Genomic DNA, 24,591 nt, shown 5'->3' on the forward strand with positions numbered 1-24,591 from the left:
CGTCCTATCCTCTTTTCCGGCCCGATGGTGCGCGCGATCCTCGACGGGCGGAAGAGCCAGACGAGGCGCATCCTCAATATCCGCGGCCACAAATCGTTCAGCGAGTTTGGCCCCTCGGACACGCCGGGCTATGACTGGCATTTCCGCGATGCGCATATGCGGTGGCACGACCTGCGCGACAGCCGGTTGCGCGAGCTTCTGCCCTACGCCCCCGGCGACAGGCTCTGGGTGCGCGAGACATGGACAGCCCGCATGGAGCATGGCTGGACCATCGCTGATGCGCGGTCCCGGATGTATCGGGAGGAAATCCTCTACAAGGCGGACGGTCACGACAGCATCGATGGCTGGTGGCCGTCCATCCACATGCCACGCGAGTTTTCCCGCCTGACGCTGATCGTCACCGATGTGCGCGTGCAGCGGCTGCAGGATATCAGCGAGGCGGATGCGCTTGCCGAGGGCGTTGAGCGCGACAGCGACGGTTGGCGGGACTACCAGATGCCGACGACGCAATGCTGTGGCAACGCTCGTGACAGTTTTCGAACTCTCTGGGACAGCCTGAACGCCGGTCGCGGCTACGGCTGGGACCGGAACCCATGGGTCGCGGCCGTCAGCTTCCAGGCGCACCGCTGCAACATCGACAAGATGGATCGCGCCGCCGGCCAGGAAGGCGGTGGGGAATGACCTATCAGCCGCACCTACCCCTGATCATCGACAGCTTCGCCGGCGGCGGCGGTGCCAGCACCGGGATCGAGATGGCCCTTGGCCGGTCGCCCGATGTCGCCATCAACCACAGCGAAAAGGCGCTGGCGCTGCACGCCGCGAACCACCCCGAGACGCTGCACCTGGACAGCAACATCTGGGACGTGGACCCGATGACCGTGACCGGCGGCCGACATGTCGGCCTGCTGTGGGCCAGCCCGGACTGCAAGCATTTCTCGAAGGCGAAGGGCGGCGCGCCGCGCGACCGTAACATCCGCGACCTGGCATGGGTCGTGGTGGACTGGGCCGAGAAGGCAAAGCCCGATGTCATCTGCATGGAAAATGTGGAAGAATTCACCACCTGGTGCCCGTTGGGCGAAGACGGTCAGCCGATCAGGGGCCTATCCGGCGTTACCTTTGATCTGTGGATCAGACGCCTGAAGGCGGCTGGCTACAAGGTCAAGTGGCGCGAGCTGCGCGCCTGCGACTATGGCGCGCCGACGATCCGCAAGCGCTGGTTCCTGGTCGCGCGCCGCGACGGCCGGCCCATCGTCTGGCCGAAGCCCACGCATGGCGATCCGAAATCGGCCGAGGTCCGCAAGGGCAAGCTGCTGCCGTGGCGCACCGCCGCCGAATGCATCGACTGGTCCCTGCCGTGCCCCTCGATCTTCGACACGGGCGCCGAGATCATGGCCAAGCACGGGTTGCGCGCCGTGCGCCCGCTGGCGTCGAACACGCTGGCCCGCGTGGCGCGCGGCATGAAGCGCTATGTCATCGAGGCCGAACGGCCGTTCCTGGTCAACCTGACGCATGGCGGGCGGGTCGAGGATGTGGCCGAGCCGTTCAAGACGATCACCGGGGCGCACCGCGGCGAGAAGGCGGTTGCCGTGCCATCGCTCATGAGCCTCAAGGGCACTGCGCGGCGCGACAGCGCCATCACTGCGCCGCATCCCACCGTGCTTGCAGGTGGCGGGCACAGCGCCGTGGTCGTTCCCAGCATCGTCGGATGCGGTGGCCGGGCCGGGCAGAGCCGCCCGCGCGGCGGGGATGAGCCTTTCGCCACTGTGACGGCCAAGGCCGACGCCTGCCTGGTGGCGGCCAGCCTCCAGCGCTTCAACGGCGGGGCGACCGGATCGGATCTGCGCGACCCCGCGCCGACCGTTACGGCGAACAGCTGGATCAAGAAGCCGGGCGGCGCCGCGCCGCTGGGGGTGCTCGCGCCCTTCCTCGCGGTCAACACGACCGGACATCCTGGTGGCCGCGCCGCAGATCCTCTGGCGACAGTCGCCACAGGTGGTCACCATGCAGTCGTCGCCTCGGTCGTGACCTATGCGCAGCAGGGCGGTGGCAACCGGGACGCCCGCGATCCGCACCATACGATCTGCGCCAGCAAGAAGGACCAGAACAGCCTGATCGCGGCGACGATGGTGCATGTCGGGAACGGTGAGCGAGCCGGCCAGCAGCCTCGGGCGCTGGACATCGGCGCGCCACTGAACACGGTGGTTGCCGGCGGCGTGAAACAGTATCCGGTCGCGGCGTTCCTCGCCCAGCAGAACGGCGGGCCGCGCATGGGCCAGCACGCCGGCCACGATCTGCGTGAGCCGATCAGCACCATCGCAGGCAGCGGCAGCCATCAGACGCCGGTCGCGGCATGGCTGGCCAAATGGTTCAGCACCCCGCAAGACCCGCGCATAGACGAGCCGATCCACACGGTCACGACGAAGCCCAGGTTTGATGTTGAGGTCGCGCACCTGGCCGCGCCGCCCTTCGCGCCCGAGCACGAGGCCCGCGCCCGCCAGGTGGCCGAGTTCCTTCGCGCCCATGACGCTTGGGACGGCGGCGAGTTCGTCACACTGGAGATCGACGGCGCAACCTTCGTCGTCGTGGACATCGGCATGAGAATGTTGACGCCGCGCGAGCTGTTCCGCGCGCAGGGGTTCCCGGATGACTACGTGATCGAGGGCGTCTGGGAGGGCCTGGACAGCGACGACCCGCGCTGGCGCGCCTTCGCGAAGGACGTGCAGGTCAGTTGTTGTGGAAATTCCGTCTGCCCGCCGCTGGCCGAGGCCATCGTGGCCGCGAACTGCCAGCACCTGGTCGTCGCCGAGCGGCGGGAGGCGCAGGCATGAAGCCGCTATGCCCCCAGCCAAATGAAAACCGTGGCAACGACAACAGCAGCCAGCCACATCCGAAAGCTGGACCTGCGGGCCATCGGCAACCGAATAACTCGGCGCTTTGCCGAAAGAGGGCGCTCTATCAGGCGATCCTCTGTCACGGATCGCAGCCGCTTTTTCGGCAGTGGCACAACATTCTTTCCCATGGCGATGATCTTGCCGTGCGACCTCAGATCGATCAAGAGAGAGGGAACAGGGCATGACCGCCCCGACGCGCCACCCCACCCTCAAAGACTGGCAGCATGCCCGCATCCTCGACGCCCTGTCCGAGGGCTTCGGGGTCGAGGATATCGCCGAGCGCACGGGCTGGTCGGTCGATGCCATCCGGGAGTTCGTGTTTTCGATGCCGGCGGAGCTGCGGCGGGAGATCTATGCGCGTGAGGGGGCTGAGCAATGACCCAGAACCGCAGCAGCGCCGTGATGCTTCACCTCGGAGATTGCGCCCAGATCCTCAAGCAGATCACTGACGCCTCGATAGATTCCTGCGTGACCGATCCGCCCTATGGCATCGAGTTCATGGGCGCAGGATGGGATAGCGACGTGCCGCCATCGGAGATATGGCGCGAGGTCTTCCGGGTCCTGAAGCCTGGAGGTCATCTGCTGGCATTTGCCGGGACGCGAACCCACCACCGCATGGCAACCCGCATTGAGGAGTCGGGATTCGAGATTCGCGATCTGCTGATGTGGGTCTATGGGTCAGGGTTCCCGAAGTCCCACAATCTGGATGGTGACTGGAATGGCTGGGGCACTGCGCTAAAGCCGGCGCTGGAGCCGATCACGCTGGCGCGCAAGCCGATGGCAGGAACAGTCGCGGCGAATGTCCAAGATTTCGGCACCGGAGCGCTAAACGTCGACGGGTGTCGGGTACCTGCCATAGGCGAGATAATCGAGCGCGGCGCGATAGGCGAGATCTATACCGAGGCGCATGAAGGCTATCGTCGCCCTGGCCGGAGCATGATGACGCATAAACCAAAGCACAGGGGCGGCCCAGCCTGCGGAACGGGACGCTGGCCTGCCAACCTGATCCATGACGGCAGTGAGGAGGTTTTGGCGGCATTCCCAATAGCCCCTGGGCAGCAGGGTGATCTGGCCGGTCATAGCCGAAACCGACCGTCTCTCGGGATCTATGGCGACATGTCCGCTGCTAAGGATTCGCCAGCGCGCCGGGACAGTGGCAGCGCTGCCCGGTTTTTCTACTGCGCCAAGGCCAGCAAAGCTGATCGTGACCATGGCCTGACAGGCCCGGAACGCGAGGTAGTCCAGTTCCAGACGGCCAACGGCACCAGCGGAAAGGCCAGCAGTTGGTCCGAAGGTCGCGACACGCGCCGCAAGAACCACCATCCAACGGTCAAGCCTACCGACCTGATGCGCTATCTGTGCCGGCTCATCACTCCGCCCGGTGGGGTGGTGCTGGACCCGTTCATGGGCAGCGGATCGACAGGGCGAGGCGCGGTTCTGGAGGGGTTCGGTTTCGTCGGAATTGAGCGAGAGGGCGACTTCCTCGCGATTGCGCGGGACCGGATCGACGCGGCTGAGCGCGCTGCAGACGAGGCGACCAGACAAGGGATACTGCTGTGATGCCCCGCGTTGACCTTTTCGGCCCCGTCCCGCGCAAACCGCGCCGCGTGATGATGCACGCCGTCGATATCGGCCAGGCCCCCGGCATGATGCCGGGATGGACCAGCGCCAAGGGTGGGAAATTCGTCTGCCGCAGGTGCGGTCACGACGCGGGCTGGCTTTTCGACATGACCGATACCGAGATCCGGCGCGGGGTGCCGTGCCCGGTTTGCAATGAGGGGGAGGGGTGATGGGTGCGCGCCGTGCAGTGATGACCGAGGCGCAGGCCCGCCGGTTTATCCGGGCGGCGCGCGCAGAAGATCCGCGCGCGGTAGTCGAGATCGTGACAGAGGCCGGGACCGTGCGGATCATGCCTGAACCGACTCCAGTTGCGCCCACCGTCGATCAGGCCCACGATGGCAGGAAGCCCATCCCGTGGACCTGAAAGACATGAAGATCGCCTATCCCGGCCTGCTGCGCGAAAAACTTCCGTCTGGCGCAGTGCGCTACAGGGTCCGGGTCGAGGGCGATAAAACGCGCCGCATCCCGCTGTCGGTCATGCCAGACCATCCGCAGTTCATCGAGATCTACCACGCCGCGAGGGCAGGGGTGAGGATCGAGCCGGAGGCATCGCCAGAGGAGCGCGCGATTCGCGGGTCGGTCGGCTGGCTGGCAGCAAAGCACCTGGCGGCGATGGAGCGGGCCGTCGATGCCGGAACCGTCTCGAAGCTGACGCTGAAGAAGCGGCGGGGGGTGATGAAGGTTCTCACCGCAAAATATGCGGATTACGCGCTGGACATACCGCCAGCCAAGCTGGTCGAGCTGCGGGATGAGATGATCGACACGCCGGCATGGGCGGATAGCGTCATTGAGGGCATCCGCGCCATGTATCGGTGGGCGACGGAGCGTCGGCTCTGCGCCGTGAACCCGGCCATCGGCATCGCTCGGATAGACCGGGGCAGGGGCGGCGCGGTGCCGTGGACCCCCGAGGATTTGCGGAAATATCGCGAGCATCATCCGCCAGGCACCGCGGCCCACCTGGCGCTGACGCTGTTCATGTTCACGGCTTGCCGGATTTCGGACGCGATCCGCCTCGGCCGTCAACACGAGACGACAGTCGAGGGCGTCCGCGCGCTGCGCTGGCAGCCGGTCAAGCGGGGATCTGCGGAGGTCACGATCCCCCTGATGCCGCCGCTCTATCGCGCCACCCGCGCCGCCAAGGTGACAGGCGAAACCTATCTGCTCAATTACCGAGGCCAACCCTTTGCGACCCCCGATTCCCTAGGCCAGATGTTCCGGCGCTGGTGCAGGGACGCCGGATTGGACAACCGCTCATCCCACGGCATCAGGAAGGCGGCAGGGCACCTGCTGGCGCAGGAGGGATGCTCCCAATACCAGATCATGACCGTCCACGGCCACACGCAAGCCAAGACTTCGGAGGTCTATACCAAGGGGGTCGAGCGGTGGCGACTCGCGCGAGATGCGATGGGCGCGCTCGAGGCCATGGACTGGTGAAGTGTCCCACGGACGTTTCCGGCGTGGGACACTTTAACGCTTAGCGCATTGATATATAAATGGAATTTATGGTGAGGTGGAGCGGGTGATGGGAATCGAACCCACGTATTCAGCTTGGAAGGCTGCTGCTCTACCATTGAGCTACACCCGCATCCCGTTCCGTATAGGCAGGCCAGGCGCGTTGCGCAAGGGGCGCCGGGCCTGGCCGCGGTCGGTCAGTCGGGCTTCTGCTGCCGGGGCAGGTCCGGCAGCGTCACCACCGGGCGCAGGCCCGAGGCGCGTTCGATCTGCGAGGCCGAGCGCAGGATCGGCCTCAGGACCTCCAGTGCCAGGGCGATCATCGTCGCCAGCATCATCGAGGCCGCCAGCCCCATTACCATCAGCTTGCGCCGGCCGGACGCGACCGGATATTCGGGCGGCACGGCGCGTTCCAGCAGGATGAACTGGTCGCCGCGATATTCCTCGTCCATGCGCTGCGCGGTCTCGGCATTGGCGCGGCGGCCGGCCACCTCGGACAGCTGGTCGCGCAGCAGCGTCAGCCGGCGGTCGTAGGAATCCATCTGCGCCTGCGCATTGGCCGTGCGCTGGCCCGAGCCGCGGATCTCGTCCACGCGGTTGCGCAGCTGCGCCTCGCGCGCCATCAGCACCTGAAGCTGGCTGGTGATGCGTTCCTGGGTGCGCTGCTCGACCGTGCTCAGCTGCGGCTTCGCGGTCAGTTCAGCCAGCTTGGCGCGTTCCTCCAGAAGCTCGCCCCCCAGCGTGGTCAGCTCGCCCTCGATGGCGCGCAGCTCGTCGGGGCGGTTGTCCAGCACCGTCGGCAGATAGTCCAGATTGGCGTTGCGGAACTCGGCCATCTCGTTTTCGACGCGCTCGATCTGCTGCATCAGGCGCTGCTCTTCCTCGCTGTAGAAGCGCAGCGTTTCCACCGCCCGCTCGGTCTGGGTGCTGGCATTCAGGTCCAGCACCTTCCCGGCCAGCTCGTTGGCGACAGCGGCGGCCAGTTCCGGGCTGGGCATGGTCGCCGTGACCCGCAGCAGGCCCGGCCATTGCTCGGCCCCGAAGGCGGGCATCCCACCGCTGACCGTCTCGATGCCGATCGAGCGGTGGAACAGGCCGATCTTCTCCTCGGCGCGCAGGCTGGGCAGGTCGGCATAGAGCCCGAACTGGTCGATCAGGTCCAGGATGTTGTCGCGCACCATCAGCCGCGCCTGGACCAGCTGCAGCCAATAGCTGGCGGCGATGCGCGTGCTGTTGCTGCCGCGCGGATCCTCGTTGAAGGTGCGCGGCGTCTCGATCTGCATCAGCGCCGAGGCGGCGTAGCTGTGCGGCTTGCTTTTCGCATAGGCGAAGCTGAGCGCACCGCCCACGAGGACGGTGACGCCCATGACCAGCGCCCGGCGTCGCAGGATGCTGAGGATATCGCCGATGGAACCAATGGTAATCATGACTGTCAGACCTTTTTCCGGCGACCGAACAGGCGGCCCAGAAGATTGCCGATTGTAACATGGAGCGGCGGCCGGATCTCGCCCCGATTGAGGACCAGCCCGACCAGCCGGGTGCGCCCTTCGAACAGCCGCTCGGCCTCGCGCAGGTCGGCGGCGGTGGTCACGGTGCCGTCGGCCACCAGCAGCAGCCCGTCCAGTTCCGGCAGGAAGGACAGCGTCTGGTCGTTGCCCAGCAGCGGCGGCAGGTCGTAAAGCTCGACGGTGGGGCCGTAATGGTCGCGGATCTCGCGCAGCGCCAGGCCGGTGTCCGGTTCCTGCAGCAGCTCGGCGCTGTGCTGGACGGGCTGGCTGTTCAGCATCACCGCCAGGTTGTCGGTGACCAGGCGCAGATGCTCGATCGCCGGGCGGTTGCCGGCCAGCACGTCGCCGAGCGGGCCGGGGGCGGTGGCGCCGAACAGCCGCGCCAGGGCCGGGTTGCGCAGGTCGAAATCGGCCAGCATTACCCGCGTGCTGGGGCGCCGCGCCATCGACAGCGCCAGGTTGGCGGCCACGAAGCTGGCGCCGCAACCCGCCGTCGGCCCGCAGACGCCCAGCCGCAGGATGCCATGTTCCAGCATCGCCCCGCCGACCATGGTGCGCAGGAAATCGAAGCGGGCGACGATGTCGCTGTCGTCGCCATCGACGAACAGATAATGCCGCTCCAGCGTGCCAGGATCCAGCTTCAGCCGCCGCAGCCCCGTCCAATGGGCCAGCTGCTCGGCCTCGTTGAAGCTGATCTGGTCGGCAAGCGAGCGGTCCAGGCGCAGGCGCGCCACCTTCGCAGGCGGATTTTCCGTCTGGGCCTGTTCCTTCGGCGTTTCCTGCGAAATAGAATTCATCACGCGTACCCGCTTGGTGGCCAGTCGTCAGAATGGCGCATCTTGGGGTTCAGTAACAGATATGGACTGGGAATCAATTTATACATTAGCTCATGGTCCAGTGACCTGTTATGCGCGAAAACGGTCATGCGGTCACTGTGCTTGGTAGGGTCCGATGGTGGAACAAGACGGGAATTTCGGCAAGCCCCTGCCGGCGGTCGACGCGATCGTGATCGGCCGGAACGAGGGCGGGCGGCTGATCGATTGCCTTGCCTCGCTGCAGGCGGCGGGGATTCGGCGGCTGATCTATGTCGATTCAGGTTCCAGCGACGGCAGCCCCGAGGCCGCCCGCGCCGCCGGGGCCGAGGTGGTGGCGCTGGACATGACCCGGCCCTTCACCGCCGCGCGGGCGCGCAATGCCGGGCTGGCGCTGATCCGCGACGGGGGCGCGCTGCCGGATTTCGTGCATTTCATCGATGGCGACTGCCAGTTGCAGCCCGGCTGGCTGCAGGCGGCCTGCGACTTCCTGTCGCAGCATCCGCAGGCCGTGGTTGCCTGCGGGCGGCGGCGCGAGCGTTTCCCCGAGGCCTCGGTCTACAACCGGCTGTGCGACCTGGAATGGGACACGCCGGTCGGCGAGGCCGCGGCCTGCGGCGGCGATGCGCTGATGCGGACCGGGCCGATTCTGGCCTCGGGCGGCTATCGCGACGATCTGATCGCGGGCGAGGAGCCCGAGCTGTGCCTGCGCCTGCGCCGGGCCGGCGGGCAGGTCTGGCGGCTGGATCACGAGATGACGCTGCATGACGCGGCGATGACCCGGTTTTCCCAATGGTGGCGGCGCAGCCGGCGCGCCGGCCATGCCTTCGCCGAGGGCGCGGCGCTGCATGGCAGCGGGCCCGAGCGGCACTGGGTGGCCGAGACCCGGCGCGCGCTGGCCTGGGGCGCGATCCTGCCGCTGGCGATCCTGGCGGTGCTGTTCGTCTCGCCCTCGCTGGCGCTGCTGATGGCGCTGGCCTATCCGGCCCAGGTCCTGCGGCTGGCGGCGCGGCGCGGCGTCTCGCAGGCCCTGTCCTGGCAGGTCGCCGTCTTCACCGTGCTGGGCAAGTTCGCCGAGGCGCAGGGCGTGCTGTCCTTCTGGAAGAACCGGCTGCTGGGCCGCCGCGGCGGGCTGATCGAATACAAGTAGGCGGCCGGCTCAGCCGGATCTGCGCTGGCGCAGGGCGGCCATCGTCTCGCCCGGCAGGATCGCGGCGCAGCGGGCATAGCGCGGCACCAGCCGGCGCGGCGCCGACAGCATCCGCCAGACCCATTCCAGCGCCAGCCGCCTGACCCAGAGCGGCGCCCGCCGCTGGTTCCCGGCCAGGAAATCCAGCCCCGCGCCGACCGAGGCGAAGCCGATCCCCGGCACCTCGCGCCGCCCGCGCGCGGCCAGCATTTCCTGGCGCGGCGCGCCCATGGCCAGAAAGCACATCCGCGCGCCGCTGGCCTCGATCTGCCGCAGCAGTTCCCCGGCGGCATCGGAGGCGGCGTCGAAGCCCATCGGCGGCGCGATCGTCGCCGCGATCCGCGCGCCGGGCACGCGCGCGCGCAGCGCCTGCGCCGCGGCCTCCAGCGCCTCGGCGGTGCTGCCGACCAGGGCCAGGGGCACCTCCTCCTCGGCGGCCAGCTGCACCAGCGGGACCACCAGATCCGAGCCGGGCACCAGGCCGACCGGCCGGCCTGCCAGCCGCGACAGCCAGACGATGGGATTGCCGTCCGCCACCACCAGGTCCTGCGCCGCATAGGCGGCCCGGAAGCCGGGATCGCTGCGCAGCTTCACCAGATGGTCCAGGTTGATGGTCGCCAGCGCGAAGCCTTCGCCCGCGCGCCAGCGGCGGCGGATCTCGGCCAGAAGCGCGGGCTGGTCGGGCATGTTCAGCGTGATCCGGTGGTCGGCATAGTCGAATTGCATCGCTCATCCATCTCTGCGGCCCCGATTCGGGGCAAGCCCGCAAATCCGCTGCATTTTAGGCGCCCACGGGTCCGGCGGGCGCCGGCGGCGCTTTTGCGGCTCTTCGTCCCGTGCTATGGGGCATGTGTCAAGCCTTCAAGCCGGATGCCCGCGGCCGATGCCCAATGTCCTTGCGACCCTGATGCTGCTGATATGGCCGCTGGTGACGGTGGCCATGTATGCGCAGATGCCGGTGCAGCGGGCGGTCGTCTGGTCGGTCCTCAGCGCCTATCTGATCCTGCCCGCCGCGACCGAGATCGACCTGCCGCTGATTCCGGGTCTCAGCAAATACATGATCCCGGCCTTCTTCGGCTATATCGCGGCCTGCGCCACGCAGGGGCGGCTGATCCCGCTGATCCCGCGCAGCGCGCTGGCGCGGCTGTTTCTGGCGATGGTGATCTTCGGGACCATCGGCACGGTGCTGACCAATGCCGATCCGGTCTTCGTCAATCGTGAAACGATCATTCCCGCCCTGCGCCCCTATGACGCGCTGTCGATGGTGATGAACCACCTGGGCTGGCTGCTGATCTGGGCGCTGGCGCGGGAATTCCTGACCGATCGCGAGGGGGTGATGCTGTTTGCCCGCGCGCTGGTCGTCTCGTTCCTGATCTATTCGGTGCCGATGCTCTACGAGATCAGGATGTCGCCGCAGCTGCACCGGATGATCTACGGCTTCTTCCAGCATGATTTCGGCCAGATGATGCGGCAGGGCGGCTTCCGGCCGATCGTCTTCCTGGAACACGGGCTGTGGGTGGCGATCCTGACCGCGATGGCCTTCCTGACGGCGCTGGTGCTGGCGCGGGACGCCGCGCCGGGGCAGAAGGCCGGCTGGTATCGCGCCGGCGCCTATCTGGGCGTGCTGCTGGTCCTGTGCAAGAGCATCGCGGCGCTGATCTATGCCGCCGCCCTGCTGCCGGTCTTCCTGTGGGGCCGGGCGCGGCTGATGCTGCGGGTGGCGGTGCTGATCAGCATCCTGATCCTGGCCTTCCCGATGCTGCGCGGCGCCGGGCTGATCCCGACCGACGAGATGGTCGAGATGGTGGCCGGCTTCTCGGCCGATCGCGCCCAGTCGCTGGGGTTCAGGTTCCATCACGAGGATGCCTTCCTGGACCGCGCGGCCGAACGCCCGGTCTTCGGCTGGGGCGGCTGGGGGCGCAACGCGACCTACGATCCGCTGACCGGAGAGAACCTGTCGGTCGCCGACGGGCAGTGGATCATCTCGATCGGGATCTCGGGCTATGTCGGCTTCATCGGCTATTTCGGATTGCTGGCGGCGCCGATCTTCCTGATGGGCCGCGCCTATCGCCGCGCCGGGCGCGAGGTGCCGGTCCTGGCCGCGGGGATGGCGCTGGTGCTGGCGGTGAACCTGGTGGACCTGCTGCCGAACGCGACGCTGACCCCGGTGACATGGCTGCTGACCGGCGGCCTGCTGGGCTATCTGGAGCGGCTGGGGCAGGGCGCCTCCGAGCCCGAATCGCCCGTCGCCGCCTCTGCCGCGCCCCGCCGCCGCAATTTCGCCGGCCTGGTGGGCGCCACCACGCCGATGGGGCCGCGCAGCCTGCTCTGAAGCATTTCCAGCAAAAAGGGGCTGCCGGTCCTGCGGCTGGAAATGCGCATGAACAGGCTATTTCCAGCGGCGGTGGATCCAGAACCACTGGTCCATGTGGCGGCGGATCAGCGCCTCCAGGTCGTCGTTCAGCGCCTGCATCATCGCGCGCGGCTCGCCATGTTCGACCGGCGTGCCGACATGGACGCGAAAGCTCAGCCCGTCGGGCTGGCGGATGCCGTTGATCGGCAGCAGCAGCGCATCGTTGCGGATCGCCAGCTCGGCCGGGGTCAGCACGGTGCTGGTCGGCAGGTCGAAGAAGCTCAGCTCGGCCCCGTGATGGTCGTACTGGTCGAAACCCAGCGCCAGCCAGCCGCCGCCCTTCAGGAAGCGCAGCATCGCCGCCAGCCCGGCGCGGCCGCGCGGAAACAGCGGCTCGGCGATGGCGGTGATGGCCGGGACGTAATGGCTGTTGAAGGCCTTGTTGTTCATCGGCCGATACAGCGCGCCGACCGGCCAGCCGCGCGCCACCAGCGTCGCCCGCATTGCGTCGTAATTGCCGAAATGCGCGCAGGCCAGGATCACCGGGCGGTGGCTGTCGAAAGCCGCCTCCAGCGCGGCAAGGCCCGGCCCCTCGATCACCGCCGAGGCGCGGATGCGGTCGGTGAATTCCTCGCCCGAATAGATCTCGGCCAGCGACCGGCCGGCATTGTCGGGAACGGCGCGGACCAGCGCCTCGACCTCGGCCGCGCTCAGGTCGGGCCGGGCCAGCGCCAGGTTGTCGCGGATCCGCCGCCGCCAGCCCGCCACCGGCGCGATCACCCGCGAGAAGAACCAGCCCACCGCCGGAATCCGCCGGGGGTAGGGCAGCAGCCGCGCCAGGGCCATCAGCCCCAGGAAGGCGCCATTGGCCAGCCGGTCGATGAAGGGAGGGGTGGGTTCGTTCATTCTTCCGCCTTCGCCGCGCGGGCCTCTCGCGACCAGACATAAAGCCCGGCCATGACGATAATCGCCGCCCCGGTGATGGTCCAGCCATCCGGGACCTGCCCGAAGAACAGCCAGCCCCACAGCCCCGCCCACAGCAGGCCGGTATAGCCGAAGGGCGCCAGCACCCCCGCCTCGGCCATGGCGAAGGCCCGGACCAGGAACCACTGGCTCAGCGTGCCGAAGATCCCCAGCAGCGCGAAGACCCCCAGGTCGGCGGGATCGATCGGCCGCCAGAAGAAGGGCACCACGGCCGAGGTCAGCACCACCCCCACCACCGCCGACCAGGTGACCGAGATCGCCACCGAATCGCCGCGCACGCTGCGGGTCAGCAGCGCGCCGATCGCATAGGTGAAGGCGCCGGCCAGCGGCAGCAGCGCGGCCTTGTCGAAAACCCCCATGCCGGGACGGATGATGATCATCGCCCCGACCAGCGCCGCCGCGATCCCCATGATCCGGCGCAGCCCGATCCGCTCGCCCAGAAACAGCGCCGCCCCAAGCGTGATCAGCACCGGGTTGATGTCCATGATCGCGGTCGCCTCGGCCAGGCCGATATATTGCAGCGAGGTGAAGAACAGCCCGACCGAGGCCAGCTGCATCAGCGCGCGGGCGAATTGCATCCCCGGCTGGCGGGTGCGCAGCTGCAAGGGCAGGCGCGACCGGAAGATCAGCACGAAGATCAGCAGGTTGCCAAGGAATCGCGCCCAGACCACCTGGGCCGGGTGATAGCTCTGCGTCAGGTGCTTCGCGGCGGCATCCATCAGCGTGAAGCCCAGGATGGCCAGCAGCAGCAGCGCGATCCCGACCGGCTGGTCATTGCCCGGCCTTCGCCGCCCGTCGCGTTCGCGCCCCATCAGCGCGAAGGTCCGCGCCAGAACCCGCATCAGATCCCCCTTCCGCAAACGGCCGGACAAATGCCCGGCCGCTTCTTCGTTGTCCAAATACCCCCGCCGGAGGCGGACGCTCGCCTCACAGCAATGCCCTGGCCTTCTCGACCACGGCCTCGGCGGTGATGCCGAATTCCCGGTAAAGCGTCGGCGCCGGGGCCGAGGCGCCGAAGCCGGTCATGCCGACGAAATCCGATTTCTCCTCGCGCCCGCGCTCGCCCAGCAGCAGCCAGTCCCAGGGCTGGCGGATGGCGGCCTCGACGGCGACGCGCACCGTGCCCTCGGGCAGCACCTCGCGGCGGTAATCGGCGGATTGCGCCCGGAACAGCTCCATCGAGGGGACCGAGACGACGCGGGTCGGCGTGCCGCCCGCCTCCAGCGCCTCGCGGGCCTCGACGGCGATCTCGACCTCGGATCCGGTGGCCATCAGCACCACGGCGGGCGCCCCGCCCGATGCCTCGCGCAGCACATAGGCGCCCTTGGCGGACAGGTTCTCGGCCGAGGCCTCGTCGCGCAGCAGCGGCAGGTTCTGGCGCGACAGGGCCAGGACCGAGGGCGTCGATTCCTGCGACAGCGCGATCTCCCAGGCCTCGGCGGTCTCGACCTGGTCGCAGGGGCGCAGGGTCAGCGTGTTCGGCGTGGCGCGGCAGATCGCCAGATGCTCGACCGGCTGGTGGGTCGGGCCGTCCTCGCCCAGCCCGATGCTGTCATGGGTCATCACATAGACCACCGGCAGCCCCATCAGCGCCGACAGCCGCATCGCGCCGCGGGCATAGTCGGTGAAGCACAGGAAGGTGCCGCCATAGGGGCGGAAGCCGCCATGCAGCCAGATGCCGTTCATCGCGGCGGCCATGCCATGTTCGCGGATGCCGTAATGGACATAGCGGCCCAGCCGGTTCTGGGCGTTGAAGATGCCCTGGTCCGAGGTCCTGGTGTTGTTCGACCCGGTCAGGTCGGCCGAGCCGCCGAAGTTTTCCGGCATATGCGGGTTCAGCACTTCCAGCACGTTCTCGCTGGCCTTGCGGGTGGCGACCTTGGGCTTGGCATCCACCGTCTGCTTCTTCAGCGCGGCGATGGCCGGGGCCAGATGCGGGTTCACCTCGTCGCCGATGCGGCGGCTGAACTCGTCGCGGGCATCGGCAGCCAGCGCGTCGACGCGGGCGTTCCAGGCCTTGCGGGCCTCGGCCCCCTTCGCGCCGATCGCGCGCCAGTCGGCGGCGATGTCCTCGGGGATCTCGAAGGCCACGCCCTCCCAGCCATAGGCCTTGCGGGTGGCGGCGATCTCCTCGGCCCCCAGGGGCGAGCCATGGGCCTTGGCGCTGTCGGCCTTGGTGGGCGCGCCGAAGCCGATGACGGTCTTGCAGGAGACCAGCACCGGGCGGCCGTCTTCCTGTTTCGCCTGGGTCAGGGCGCGGTCGATGTCGGCGGCGTCATGGCCGTCGCATTCCAGCACCCGCCAGCCCGAAGCGGCGAAGCGCGCCAGCTGGTCGGTGCGGTCCGACAGGCTGACCCGGCCGTCGATGGTGATGTCGTTGTTGTCCCACAAGACGATCAGCCGGCCCAGGCCCTGCGCGCCCGCCAGGCCCACGGCCTCCTGGCTGATGCCCTCCATCAGGCAGCCGTCTCCGGCGATGACCCAGGTGCGGTGGTCGCACAGGTCCGCGCCGAATTCGGCCCGCATCGCCTCTTCGGCCATGGCCATGCCGACCGAGGTCGCAAGGCCCTGGCCCAGGGGGCCGGTGGTGGTCTCGACGCCCTCGACATGGCCGTATTCGGGATGGCCCGCCGTGATCGCGCCCCATTGGCGGAAGTTGCGGATCTGCTCCAGCGACATCTGCTCGTATCCGGTCAGGTGCAGCAGCGCATAGATCAGCATCGAGCCATGGCCCGCCGACAGCACGAAGCGGTCGCGGTCGAACCAGTTGGGTGCCGAGGCGTCGAATTTCAGGTGGTTGCGGAACAGCACGGTCGCCACGTCGGCCATGCCCATCGGCATGCCGGGATGGCCGGAATTGGCGGCCTCGACCGCATCCATCGCCAGGACGCGGATCGCGCTGGCCAGTTTCCAGTGTTCGGGGTCGGCCTTGCGGCGGGCGGCGATGTCCATGGCGGTCCCTCTGGGCTTTCGGTGGCTTTGCTGACCTGTTAGGGGCGAAGCCCGGCGGTTGCAAGCGCAAGGGCACGCGGCTAGGGTCCCGCGCAAGCAGGACGAGGACAACCGTGAGCGCGCTTCCCGCCATCATCGGCTTTCGCAAGGACCGGATCGGCGCCCGGCTGATCGGGCTTCTGAACATCCTGCGGCTGGGCCGCAAGTTCGGCCTTCCCGCGCGCTATGTCTGGCTGTCCGAGCCCGGCGGCCCCTATCCCGAGCTGGTCGATCCGCGCGAATTCCTGGAGGCCGGCTTCGTGGCCGACCATATCGCCGTGGTGGACAGGGCGCCCGACCTGTCGGGGCGCACCGACCTGATGACGCTGGCCCCCACGATCAACGACGCCCACATGGCCCGCCGCCTGGCGGGCGGAGAGCTGTTCTTCAGCGACATCGCCTTCGACGTGCTTCATTTCATGGGCGAACCCGCCCCTGAGGCGCGGGCCGGGATCGCCGCCATTGCCGCTGATCTGCCGCTGGCGCCGCGCCTGGCGCGCGCCCTGGCGCGGGCCGAAAACCGGCTGTCGCGGCTGGTTCCGGGCGGGCTGGCGCAGGCCTCGGCCATCCACATGCGGCGCGGCGACCTTCTGGACGGCGATCCCTGGTCGCTTGGCGCCTGGCCCGCGAAATACGTGCCCGACGAATTCTTCCGCGCCTGGGCGGCGGGGCAGGAGGGCGCGGTGATCGTCTTTACTGACACGCCCGCCGCGGCCCATCACATGGCGGCGGGCGACCGGCGCATCGTGCCCATCGACCGGCTGCTGGACCTCGAGAAGCTGACCGCCACCGAACGCGACATGCTGGAACTGCTGCTGATGGCGCGCTGCCGGCGGATCGGCGGGCCGGGCGGCAGCGCGTTTTCCCGCGCGGCGGCCTCGCTGGGATCGGCCGAGATCGTCATGCTGCCGCAGCAATTGCCCACCCCCCGGCGCGGCGAAGCCTATCAGGCGCTGCTGGACCGCGCGATCGAGGCGCCGGACAGCTTCCTTGCGCCGGGCGATCTGGCGCAGTCGCTGCATTACGCCGCGCGCCACGCCATCGCGCAGGGGCAGGCCGGCCGGCTGGCCGAGGCGCTGGAGGGGCAGGGCGCGCTGATGGCGGCGCATCCCTTCGTGCGGCGCATCCATGCCGAATGCCTGCTGGCGGCGGGGCAGCAGGACCGCGCCCGTGCGGCCGCGCAGGACGCGCTGGCCGATCCGCGCCTGGTTGGGCGCGACCAGCGGCTGTGCCGGGGCGTGCTGTCGGTGATGGAGGCCCGCGCCGCGCCCGACAGCGGCGACGTGGCCGAGCAGTTCCTGGCTGCCGTCTTCTCTCAACCCGCCGGGGAGAATGCCCAGACCGCCCATATGGCCGCCATGCTGCTGGGCCGCGACGGGCCGGTGGCGCAGGCGCTGATGTTCCCCCCCGCCCTGACCGCCGGGCTTCTGGAGAGGAACGAGGCCGGGCTGAGCCTGCTGGCGCCCTGGTTCTATCTGGCCGACTGGGAAGAGCTTCTGGACGACGAGGCCGCGCGGCGTCCGCTGCTGGCCGGCCCGGCGATGCATCTGAAGCTGCGCCGGCTGGGACCCGCGCCGCGCGAGGCCGACCACGCGCTGACCGAGGGGACCACGCCCCCGCCGCCGGCCTCGGAGATCGAGGCGCAGCGCATCGGGCTGGGCGCGGCGATCCTGTCGCTGCACGGCCGCTATGCCCGCGCCCTGCGGATCCTGCACTGGCTGGACGACATCCGCCCCGGCGATCCGCTGGTGAAGAAGCGGCTGGCCGATACCTGTTTCCGCCTGGGCAATGTCGCGCGGGCCGAGGATTTCCTGGCCGAGGCGCTGGAGCTGGCCGGAAAGCCGCCGCTGCTGCAGGTCTCGATGGCGCGGCGGCTGGCGGCGATGGGCCGGCCGATCCGGGCCCGGAACCATATCCGCATGGCGCTGAAGCAATGGCCGGACAGCGGCTTCCTCAAGCGCCAGGGGCGCCGCGTGCGCAGGACCCTGGCCGAGGCCGCAAGCGACGGCCCAGGGGAAGGGGCTGCTGCGGGCTAGTCGCCGGCGGCCTCTCCCACGCCCGGCTGCGCCAGCGGGTGGTGGTTCAGCACCAGCTCGCGCATCCGTTCGTCCAGCACATGGGTATAGATCTCGGTCGTGCCCAGATCGGCATGGCCCAGCAGCGTCTGGATGCTGCGCAGGTCGGCGCCGCCCTCCAGCAGATGGGTGGCGAAGGCGTGGCGGATGACATGCGGCGTCACCCGCGCGGGATCGACGCCCGCGGCAATGGCGATGTCGTTGAGCAGCCGCCCGAAGCTCTGGCGCGGCATGTGCCCGGCAGCGCCCGGCGCGGGAAACAGCCAGCGCCCGCCGCGCCCGGCGGTCAGCCGCGCCAGCGGACTGCCCTCGGGCGGGGCGTCGCGGATCTCCAGCCAGGCGGCCAGCGCGCGGCGGGCGGGGGCGGTCAGCGGCACCAGCCGCTCCTTGCCACCCTTGCCGCGAATCAGCAGCACCGGCGGATCGCCCCGGCAGGCGGCGACCGGCAGGGCGACCAGTTCGCTGACCCGCATCCCCGTCGCATAGAGCAGCTCGATCAGGCACAGGTTGCGGGCGCGCTCGGCCGGGCTGCGGCCGATCTCCGGGGCGGCGGCCAGCATCGCCTCGATCTCGGCGCGCTCCAGCGTCTTGGGCAGGCGCTTGGCGCGGCCGGGGCCGCTGATGCGGATGGCGGGATCGTCCTCGCGCCAGCCCTCTTCCAGCGCGAAGCGGGTGAACTGGCGGATCGAGGACAGCCGCCGCGCCCGCGTCGCCCGCGACAGGCCCTGCGCGTCGCAGAAGGCCAGGTAATCCTCGACCGTCTCGCGGCTCAGCCCGGCCAGGCTGCCCCCGCGCCGCGCCAGCCATTCCGACAGGTCGCGCAGGTCGCGCCCGTAAGCCAGCAGCGTGTTGCGCGCCGCCCCCGCCTCGGCCGCCTGCGCATCCAGGAAGGCCGAGATCGCGGATCCGTCGCCCATGGACAGCGGCGCGGGCATCAGTCGTCCCCGCGCATACGCGGCAGCAGGCTCAGCTGCGCGCGGGCCAGGTCGGCATCGGCCTCAAGCCCCAGCGCCTGCAGCATCTGCAACCCGCGCCCGGCGCGGGCCAGGTCGCCGTCCAGCCCCGCATCGACATCCGCCATCGCCGCCAGCAGCGCCTCGCCCCGCGCCTCGGCCGGGGCGGTGGCGGGCTCGCCCGCGGGATTGGGGGCCAGCCCCTCGGCGGTGGGGACCGGCGCGGGAACCGGCAGGCCCTGCCACTGGCGCAGCCAGCCGGCGATCTCGGCCGCGCGGCCCTCCAGGCCCTCCTCGGGCAGGTCCGCCCCGACCATCGCGGCCAGCACGTCGGCCATGTCCGCGCGGCGGAATTCGTCGAAGGCGCGGGGCAGGGCGGCGCCGACATCGCCCGCCGCCAGCGCGGCTTCCAGCGTGCGCATGGCGCTGGCCCGCTCCCAGACCCCGCCCGAGGCCGCGGGCTTCTGTTCCGCATAGATCTGCCGCAGCAGCGCCGGGGCGATGGCGCCCGCCCGCGCCAGTCGCTCGGCCGCCTCCAGCCGCGCCTTCCAGCCGCTGTTCATGCGCAGGTCGGATTGCGCGAAGGCGGTGGGCAGCGGCGCGGTGGGCAGGGGCTGGCCGATCGCCTCGTGGATGCGGAAATCCAGCGGCGTCATCCGTTCGGCCGGTTCCAGCATCTCGGCGCCGTCGACGAAGGCGTCGTCCAGGAAATGGGTCAGCATGATCGCCTGGCGCTCGTCGATCAGGCCAAGCGTCTCGGCGCCGTGCAGGCTGACGGCGGCGGCGGCCCAGTCGCCGCCCTGCGCCAGGCAGAAGATCCGCGCGGCGAAGCTGGGGGCGATGCCGGGCGTGCTGTTCATGATGTCGCAGGCGCGGGTCTCGTCGCCCTCCAGCAGGGCGATGTCGAACAGGCGGCGGAAGACCTCGGGATCGCCGGGCCCGGCGGTCACCAGCAGCGCCTGCGCCTGTTCCAGCGCGCCCATGTCCAGCAGCCGGTCGGCGCGGGCCAGGAACAGGTGGCCGCGGCGGTTGCCGTCCTCGCCCGAGGGCGGCGTCAGCTGCGCGGTCAGCACCCGCCGCATCAGCGCGTTCATCGCCGGCAGCCGGGCCGGGGTCTGCAGGATCAGCGGCGCCAGCGTCTCGGCGCTGCTGCCCTGCCACAGGTCCTTGGGCAGCCCGGCGCGGCGTGCGGTGATCGTGCCGCCCGCATCCGGGTCGCCGCCGTCCAGCCGCGTCACCTGCACCTCGCCCACGGCGCCGGATTCGGCCACCGGCTGGGGCGCGGCCGGGCCCATGCCCGGCGGCGACGGGTCGCCGGGCCGCCAGGCAGAGCTTTCGCGCGCCGGCCCCTGGACACTGCCCGACAGCCAGTCGCTGGCCGAGAGCGGCTGCTGCTGCGCCGCGGCGGCCAGTCCAAGCCCCAGCCACAGGCCCGCCGCGGCGATCGCTATCCGGCGGCGCTCACTCACTGGTCTCGGTGCCCGCATCCGCGTCGTCGCCGGCGGCTTCCGCCGCGGGACCGGCCGGCGGGGAGGCATCGGTGATCGGGATGGGCTGGCGGATCTCTTTCCGGGCGGGATCCATGTCGCCGAAATAGGCATAGCCCACCAGCGCGATCAGCGCCGCCAGAATCAGCACCACCACAAGCTTCAGCAGCCGCATCGATATTCGCCCCTTTTTCCTGCCTTTTCGCCCCCGACGGGCCCGGTCTTTCGCCGGTCACTCCGGAATATATATGGCAATTTCCGAAAGATCACGTCATTCAGCGTCCCGGACGGCGCGCAAAGGGGAGAAAGCACCGCATGAAGGCCAGGTTGAAGCGGCATATCGTGCTGGTCGGCATGATGGGCGCGGGCAAGACCGCCATCGGGACGGAACTGGCCCGCCGGCTGCATGTCCCCTTCACCGATTCCGATGCCGAGATCGAGGCCGCCGCCGCCATGACGATCCCCGAGATCTTCGCCCGCGACGGCGAGGCCTTCTTCCGCGACCGCGAAACCCAGGTGCTGGCGCGGCTGCTGGGGGGGGCGCCGGGGGTGATCTCGACCGGCGGGGGGGCCTGGATGCGGGCCGAGAACCGCGAGCTGATCGCGGCGCACGGGCTGTCGGTCTGGCTGAACTGCGACCTGGACACGCTGTGGCACCGGGTCCGCCAGCGCAGCAACCGGCCGCTGCTGCAGACCGCCGATCCCAAGGGCACGCTGGCGGCGCTGCTGGAAAAGCGCAATCCCGTCTATGCGCTGGCCGAGATGAACTTTCCCGCGCGGCAGGGCGACACGATCGAGACCGCCACCAGCCGCCTGATCGCCGCGATCCGCGCCACCGAACCCGAATTGCTGGAGGCCAGATGACCGATACCGTCACCGTCCATGTCCCGCTTGGCGATCGCGCCTATGACGTGCGCATCGGCCCCGGCCTGATCGGGCGCGCGGGCGCCGAGATCGCGCCGCTGCTGCGCCGCCCGCGCGTGGCCGTGGTCAGCGACCAGACCGTGGCCGCCCTGCACCTGCCGCGCCTGCAATCGGCGCTGAAGGCCGAGGGCATCGACAGCGTGGCGCTGAGCCTGCCGGCGGGCGAGGCCACGAAAAGCTGGCCGCATCTGACCCGCGTGGTCGAATGGCTGCTGGAAGAGAAGGTCGAGCGTCGCGACATCGTGATCGCCTTCGGCGGCGGGGTGATCGGCGACCTGGTCGGCTTCGCGGCGGCGATCCTGCGGCGCGGGGTGCGCTTCGTGCAGATCCCGACCTCGCTTCTGGCGCAGGTGGACAGCAGCGTCGGCGGCAAGACCGGCATCAACAGCCCCCATGGCAAGAACCTGATCGGCGCCTTCCACCAGCCCTCGCTGGTGCTGGCCGACATCGCGGTGCTGGACACGCTGCGGCCGCGCGATTTCCTGGCGGGCTATGGCGAGGTGGCGAAATACGGACTGCTGGGGGACGCGGATTTCTTCGAATGGCTGGAGGAGAACGGCCCGCAACTGAGCAGCGACATGGCGGCGCGGCTGCATGCGGTCGCGCATTCGGTGCGGATGAAGGCCGGGATCGTCACCCGCGACGAGACCGAGCAGGGCGAGCGCGCGCTGCTGAACCTGGGCCATACCTTCGGCCATGCGCTGGAATCGGCCACCGGCTATTCCGACCGGCTGCTGCATGGCGAGGGGGTGGCGATCGGCTGCGCGCTGGCATTCGATCTGTCGGCGCGGATGGGGCTGTGCAGCCAGGAGGCGCCAAGCCGGGTGCTGGCGCATCTGCGGCAGATGGGGATGCCCTCGCGGTTCTCGGACATTCCGGGCGATCTGCCGGGCGACGAGGCGCTGGTGGCGCTGATGGGGCAGGACAAGAAGGTCGTGGACGGGCGGCTGCGCTTCGTGCTGGCGCGCGGCATCGGCGAGGCCTTCGTCAGCGACGACGTGCCGGGCGAGATGCTGCGCGAGGTCTTGCGCGCGGCGCGCGACTGAACGGGCGGGTTTTCCTCCGTCCCGGCCCGGCGAAGCCTTCGCCCCCATCGAGGGGGCCGCAAGGCTGGGCGGCCCCGCCGCCCGGCGCCGCCTCAGGCCTGGGCGTGTTGCGGCTTGGCGTTCCGCGACCGGGCCAGCATCCGCTCGACCATGCTGTCGGCGATGTCGGTGGTGGTGCGGCCCTCGGCCTCGGCGCGGGCCAGCATTTCTGCGATCCGCTCGGCGATCCCGGCCAGCCGGTCGCGCCGCCAGCGGTCGTCCTTGCGGTGGATCTCGCTGGCGACCGAGATGATCCCGCCGGCATTGACGACGTAATCGGGCAGGTAGGTGATGCCGCGCTTGCGCAGGGTCTCGGCGACGGCGGGCGTGGCCAGCTGGTTGTTCGCGGCGCCGCAGACCAGCCGCGCCGACAGCTGCGCGGCGCTGCCTTCGGTCAGCACGCCGCCCAGGGCGCAGGGGGCGAAGATGTCGACCTGCGGCGCGAAGATCTCGTCCGGGGCGCAGGACGCGGCGCCCAGCCGCTGCCGCGCATCCTGGACCGCCGCCTGGTTGATGTCGGCGACGACCAGCTCTGCCCCGGCACCGTGCAGCTTTTCGGCCAGCGACAGGCCGACATGGCCCAGCCCCTGCACCAGCACCCGCCGGCCGGCCAGGTCTTCGCTGCCGAAGACCCGCGCCGCGCCGACCCGCAGGCAGCGGAACACCCCCTCTGCCGTCCAGGGCGAGGGATCGCCCGAGCCATGTGCGCCCCCGGTCAGCCCCACCGCATAGCGGGTCCGGCTGGCGGCCTCGGCCATGTCGGCGGTCGAGATGCCGACATCCTCGGCGGTGTAATAGCTGCCCGCCAGCGCCTCGACCGCCTGGCCGAAGGCGCGCATCATCGCCGGCGTCTTGTCGCGGCGCGCATCGCCGATGATGACCGACTTGCCGCCGCCCAGCCCCAGCCCGGCCATCGCGTTCTTGTAGGTCATGCCGCGCGCCAGCCGGGTCACGTCCTGGACCGCCTCGGCATCGCCGGCATAGGGCCACATCCGGCAGCCGCCCGCCGCCGGGCCAAGCGCGGTGGAATGGATGCAGATCAGCGCGCGCAGCCCGGCCTCGGGCGCCTCGGCCAGCACCAGGCGCTCGAACCCCTGGGGCGGGGTCAGATCGGTCAGTTTCGGTTCCATGGCAGCCTCCTCCAAAGCGTGGCGATCCGGGGACGGATCGCTGCGGAACTGGGGCCAGAAAGGCCAGTGCCGGGGCTTTTGCAAGCGCGGGATTTTTCGGAAAGCCGCGGTGGCGGACCGCGCAACTTGCCGCAGGGCCGGCCGGACAGCCGCGCAATTTCAGGCAAGCCGGGGCGGTGCCTGCCGGCGCGGCGGGCCGGGTGATTCGCCGGGGCGGATCGCGCCCTGGCCCGAACCCGTCCCGGCAAGCCGTCACGCAAAAGGCCGGGCGCGAGGCCCGGCCTTTCGGTCATTCCGGCGGGGTCGTCGCGATCACTCGCGATTGCCCAGGAACTGCAGGAGGAACATGAACAGGTTCAGGAAGTCCAGATACAGCTGCAGCGCGCCCATGATGGCGGTCTTGCCCAGGAAGTCGCGGTCCGAACCGGCCATCTGCAGATAGGTGTTCTTGATGTTCTGCGTGTCATAGGCGGTCAGGCCGGCGAAGATCAGCACGCCCAGCACCGAGATCGCGAACTGCATCGCCGAGCTTTGCAGGAAGATGTTCACGATCATGGCGATGATCAGGCCGATCACGCCCATGATCAGGAAGCTGCCCCAGCCCGAGATGTCCTTCTTGGTGGTGTAGCCCCACAGCGACAGGCCGGCGAAGGCGATCGCGGTGATCAGGAAGGTCTGGATGATCGAGAAGCTGGTATAGACCATGAAGATCCAGCTGATCGAGATGCCCATCAGCGCGGCGAAGCCGTAGAACACCATGGTCGCGGCCTGCACCGACAGGCGGTTCAGCATGGCGCCGAAGGCGAAGACCACGATCAGCGGCGCGAACATCAGCACCCAGCGCAGCGGGGTGGTATAGATGGCGGCGCCAAGCGCGGTCAGCTGTCCGTCGGGACCGACGGCAGCGGTGCTGATGCCCCATGCGGCAATGGCGGTCACAAGCATGCCGACCGACATCAGCCCATAGACTTTGTTCATATAGGCCCGCAGGCCTTCATCGACCACCGCCGTGCGGGTGCCGACGCCCTGCGTCGTGCGGTAGGTATTGTAATCTGCCATCAACGTCTCCCCAACAGGTTGGCGGGATCTCCCGCGATATGCGCTCTATATTGGCAGATCGGCGTTTCATTTCAATGC

The 24,591-nt window shown here is 69.5% G+C and carries 22 protein-coding genes and 1 tRNA gene; 10 read left to right on the forward strand and 13 right to left on the reverse strand.

Features of this window, described 5'->3' with window-relative positions:
• Nucleotides 1-24 precede the first annotated feature (24 nt).
• The 4 genes from C9E82_RS05100 (at nucleotide 25) to C9E82_RS05115 (ending at nucleotide 4,451) form a co-directional block, all read left to right on the forward strand.
• The gene (locus C9E82_RS05100; protein ID WP_221035971.1) at nucleotides 25-681 is read left to right on the forward strand and encodes a hypothetical protein; all 657 of its coding nucleotides are present in this window, start codon (nucleotides 25-27) and stop codon (nucleotides 679-681) included.
• Nucleotides 678-2,828, forward strand: a complete 2,151-nt coding sequence (locus C9E82_RS05105; RefSeq protein ID WP_119898179.1) for a DNA cytosine methyltransferase — start codon at nucleotides 678-680, stop codon at nucleotides 2,826-2,828. Before C9E82_RS05100 ends, C9E82_RS05105 begins: the two co-directional genes overlap by 4 nt.
• Nucleotides 2,829-3,072: 244 nt before the next feature.
• Entirely contained in the window at nucleotides 3,073-3,270 is a 198-nt protein-coding gene (locus C9E82_RS05110; RefSeq protein ID WP_119898180.1) for a hypothetical protein, read from the forward strand.
• Entirely contained in the window at nucleotides 3,267-4,451 is a 1,185-nt protein-coding gene (locus C9E82_RS05115) for a DNA-methyltransferase (RefSeq protein ID WP_205962165.1), read from the forward strand. The genes C9E82_RS05110 and C9E82_RS05115 overlap by 4 nt, the downstream gene beginning before the upstream one ends.
• A 142-nt stretch (nucleotides 4,452-4,593) precedes the next feature.
• Here C9E82_RS05115 and C9E82_RS24425 read toward each other — a convergent pair whose 3' ends face one another.
• Nucleotides 4,594-4,845 carry a hypothetical protein gene (locus C9E82_RS24425; protein WP_170162075.1) on the reverse strand — a complete coding sequence of 84 codons (252 nt, stop codon included), beginning with the start codon at nucleotides 4,843-4,845 and terminating at the stop codon, nucleotides 4,594-4,596.
• A 20-nt stretch (nucleotides 4,846-4,865) separates the two neighbouring features.
• Between C9E82_RS24425 and C9E82_RS05125 the strand changes: the two genes are divergently transcribed.
• A complete protein-coding gene (locus tag C9E82_RS05125; RefSeq protein WP_240643535.1) occupies nucleotides 4,866-5,945 on the forward strand; it encodes a tyrosine-type recombinase/integrase in 1,080 nt (359 codons plus the stop codon).
• Between the two features lie 77 nt (nucleotides 5,946-6,022).
• Here C9E82_RS05125 and C9E82_RS05130 read toward each other — a convergent pair.
• The 3 genes from C9E82_RS05130 to C9E82_RS05140 form a co-directional block, all read right to left on the reverse strand.
• Nucleotides 6,023-6,096, reverse strand: a tRNA-Gly gene (locus tag C9E82_RS05130).
• A 64-nt stretch (nucleotides 6,097-6,160) separates the two neighbouring features.
• A complete protein-coding gene (locus C9E82_RS05135) occupies nucleotides 6,161-7,390 on the reverse strand; it encodes a GumC family protein (RefSeq protein WP_119898183.1) in 1,230 nt (409 codons plus the stop codon).
• A gap of 5 nt (nucleotides 7,391-7,395) precedes the next feature.
• Nucleotides 7,396-8,205 (reverse strand): tyrosine-protein kinase family protein, encoded by an 810-nt coding sequence (locus tag C9E82_RS05140; RefSeq protein WP_221035972.1) that lies wholly within the window; start codon nucleotides 8,203-8,205, stop codon nucleotides 7,396-7,398.
• A gap of 217 nt (nucleotides 8,206-8,422) precedes the next feature.
• On the opposite strand from C9E82_RS05140, the gene C9E82_RS05145 reads away from it, so the two are divergent.
• Complete coding sequence (locus tag C9E82_RS05145) at nucleotides 8,423-9,433, forward strand: glycosyltransferase family 2 protein (protein ID WP_119898185.1); 1,011 nt, start codon at nucleotides 8,423-8,425, stop codon at nucleotides 9,431-9,433.
• Between the two features lie 9 nt (nucleotides 9,434-9,442).
• Here C9E82_RS05145 and C9E82_RS05150 read toward each other — a convergent pair whose 3' ends face one another.
• Nucleotides 9,443-10,198, reverse strand: coding sequence for a WecB/TagA/CpsF family glycosyltransferase (locus C9E82_RS05150; protein ID WP_119898186.1), 756 nt, complete (start codon nucleotides 10,196-10,198; stop codon nucleotides 9,443-9,445).
• Nucleotides 10,199-10,379: 181 nt separating this feature from the next.
• Here C9E82_RS05150 and C9E82_RS05155 point away from each other — a divergent pair, with 181 nt between their 5' ends.
• The gene (locus C9E82_RS05155; RefSeq protein ID WP_183154040.1) at nucleotides 10,380-11,804 is read left to right on the forward strand and encodes a hypothetical protein; all 1,425 of its coding nucleotides are present in this window, start codon (nucleotides 10,380-10,382) and stop codon (nucleotides 11,802-11,804) included.
• A 57-nt stretch (nucleotides 11,805-11,861) separates the two neighbouring features.
• Here C9E82_RS05155 and C9E82_RS05160 read toward each other — a convergent pair whose 3' ends face one another.
• The 3 genes from C9E82_RS05160 to tkt form a co-directional block, all read right to left on the reverse strand.
• Nucleotides 11,862-12,731, reverse strand: coding sequence for a lysophospholipid acyltransferase family protein (locus tag C9E82_RS05160; protein WP_119898188.1), 870 nt, complete (start codon nucleotides 12,729-12,731; stop codon nucleotides 11,862-11,864).
• Nucleotides 12,728-13,651 (reverse strand): DMT family transporter, encoded by a 924-nt coding sequence (locus C9E82_RS05165; RefSeq protein WP_240643536.1) that lies wholly within the window; start codon nucleotides 13,649-13,651, stop codon nucleotides 12,728-12,730. Before C9E82_RS05165 ends, C9E82_RS05160 begins: the two co-directional genes overlap by 4 nt.
• A gap of 85 nt (nucleotides 13,652-13,736) precedes the next feature.
• The gene (tkt, locus tag C9E82_RS05170) at nucleotides 13,737-15,761 is read right to left on the reverse strand and encodes a transketolase (RefSeq protein WP_119898189.1); all 2,025 of its coding nucleotides are present in this window, start codon (nucleotides 15,759-15,761) and stop codon (nucleotides 13,737-13,739) included.
• Between the two features lie 113 nt (nucleotides 15,762-15,874).
• Here tkt and C9E82_RS05175 point away from each other — a divergent pair, with 113 nt between their 5' ends.
• Nucleotides 15,875-17,836, forward strand: a complete 1,962-nt coding sequence (locus C9E82_RS05175; protein WP_119898190.1) for a tetratricopeptide repeat protein — start codon at nucleotides 15,875-15,877, stop codon at nucleotides 17,834-17,836.
• On the opposite strand, the gene C9E82_RS05180 is transcribed toward C9E82_RS05175, so the two are convergent.
• Genes C9E82_RS05180 through C9E82_RS05190 form a run of 3 tightly spaced genes read right to left on the reverse strand, consistent with a single transcriptional unit; the run spans nucleotide 17,833 to nucleotide 20,490 of the window.
• On the reverse strand, nucleotides 17,833-18,810 hold the full coding sequence (locus C9E82_RS05180) for a site-specific tyrosine recombinase XerD (protein ID WP_240643537.1): 978 nt from the start codon (nucleotides 18,808-18,810) through the stop codon (nucleotides 17,833-17,835). The genes C9E82_RS05175 and C9E82_RS05180 overlap by 4 nt on opposite strands.
• The gene (locus tag C9E82_RS05185) at nucleotides 18,810-20,297 is read right to left on the reverse strand and encodes a hypothetical protein (RefSeq protein ID WP_119898191.1); all 1,488 of its coding nucleotides are present in this window, start codon (nucleotides 20,295-20,297) and stop codon (nucleotides 18,810-18,812) included. The genes C9E82_RS05180 and C9E82_RS05185 overlap by 1 nt, the downstream gene beginning before the upstream one ends.
• Nucleotides 20,290-20,490, reverse strand: a complete 201-nt coding sequence (locus tag C9E82_RS05190; protein ID WP_119898192.1) for a hypothetical protein — start codon at nucleotides 20,488-20,490, stop codon at nucleotides 20,290-20,292. Before C9E82_RS05190 ends, C9E82_RS05185 begins: the two co-directional genes overlap by 8 nt.
• 140 nt (nucleotides 20,491-20,630) lie before the next feature.
• Between C9E82_RS05190 and C9E82_RS05195 the strand changes: the two genes are divergently transcribed.
• Together C9E82_RS05195 and aroB are read left to right on the forward strand one after the other, a co-directional pair.
• Nucleotides 20,631-21,179, forward strand: coding sequence for a shikimate kinase (locus C9E82_RS05195; protein WP_244935997.1), 549 nt, complete (start codon nucleotides 20,631-20,633; stop codon nucleotides 21,177-21,179).
• Nucleotides 21,176-22,285 carry a 3-dehydroquinate synthase gene (aroB, locus tag C9E82_RS05200; protein WP_119899677.1) on the forward strand — a complete coding sequence of 370 codons (1,110 nt, stop codon included), beginning with the start codon at nucleotides 21,176-21,178 and terminating at the stop codon, nucleotides 22,283-22,285. The genes C9E82_RS05195 and aroB overlap by 4 nt, the downstream gene beginning before the upstream one ends.
• 92 nt (nucleotides 22,286-22,377) lie before the next feature.
• Here aroB and C9E82_RS05205 read toward each other — a convergent pair whose 3' ends face one another.
• The gene (locus tag C9E82_RS05205; protein WP_119899679.1) at nucleotides 22,378-23,454 is read right to left on the reverse strand and encodes a Glu/Leu/Phe/Val dehydrogenase dimerization domain-containing protein; all 1,077 of its coding nucleotides are present in this window, start codon (nucleotides 23,452-23,454) and stop codon (nucleotides 22,378-22,380) included.
• A 312-nt stretch (nucleotides 23,455-23,766) separates the two neighbouring features.
• On the reverse strand, nucleotides 23,767-24,513 hold the full coding sequence (locus C9E82_RS05210) for a Bax inhibitor-1/YccA family protein (protein WP_119899681.1): 747 nt from the start codon (nucleotides 24,511-24,513) through the stop codon (nucleotides 23,767-23,769).
• Nucleotides 24,514-24,591: the final 78 nt, after the last annotated feature.

The organism is Paracoccus sigandri (assembly GCF_003709565.1).
In the GTDB taxonomy this organism is placed as follows: Bacteria; Pseudomonadota; Alphaproteobacteria; order Rhodobacterales; family Rhodobacteraceae; genus Paracoccus; species Paracoccus siganidrum.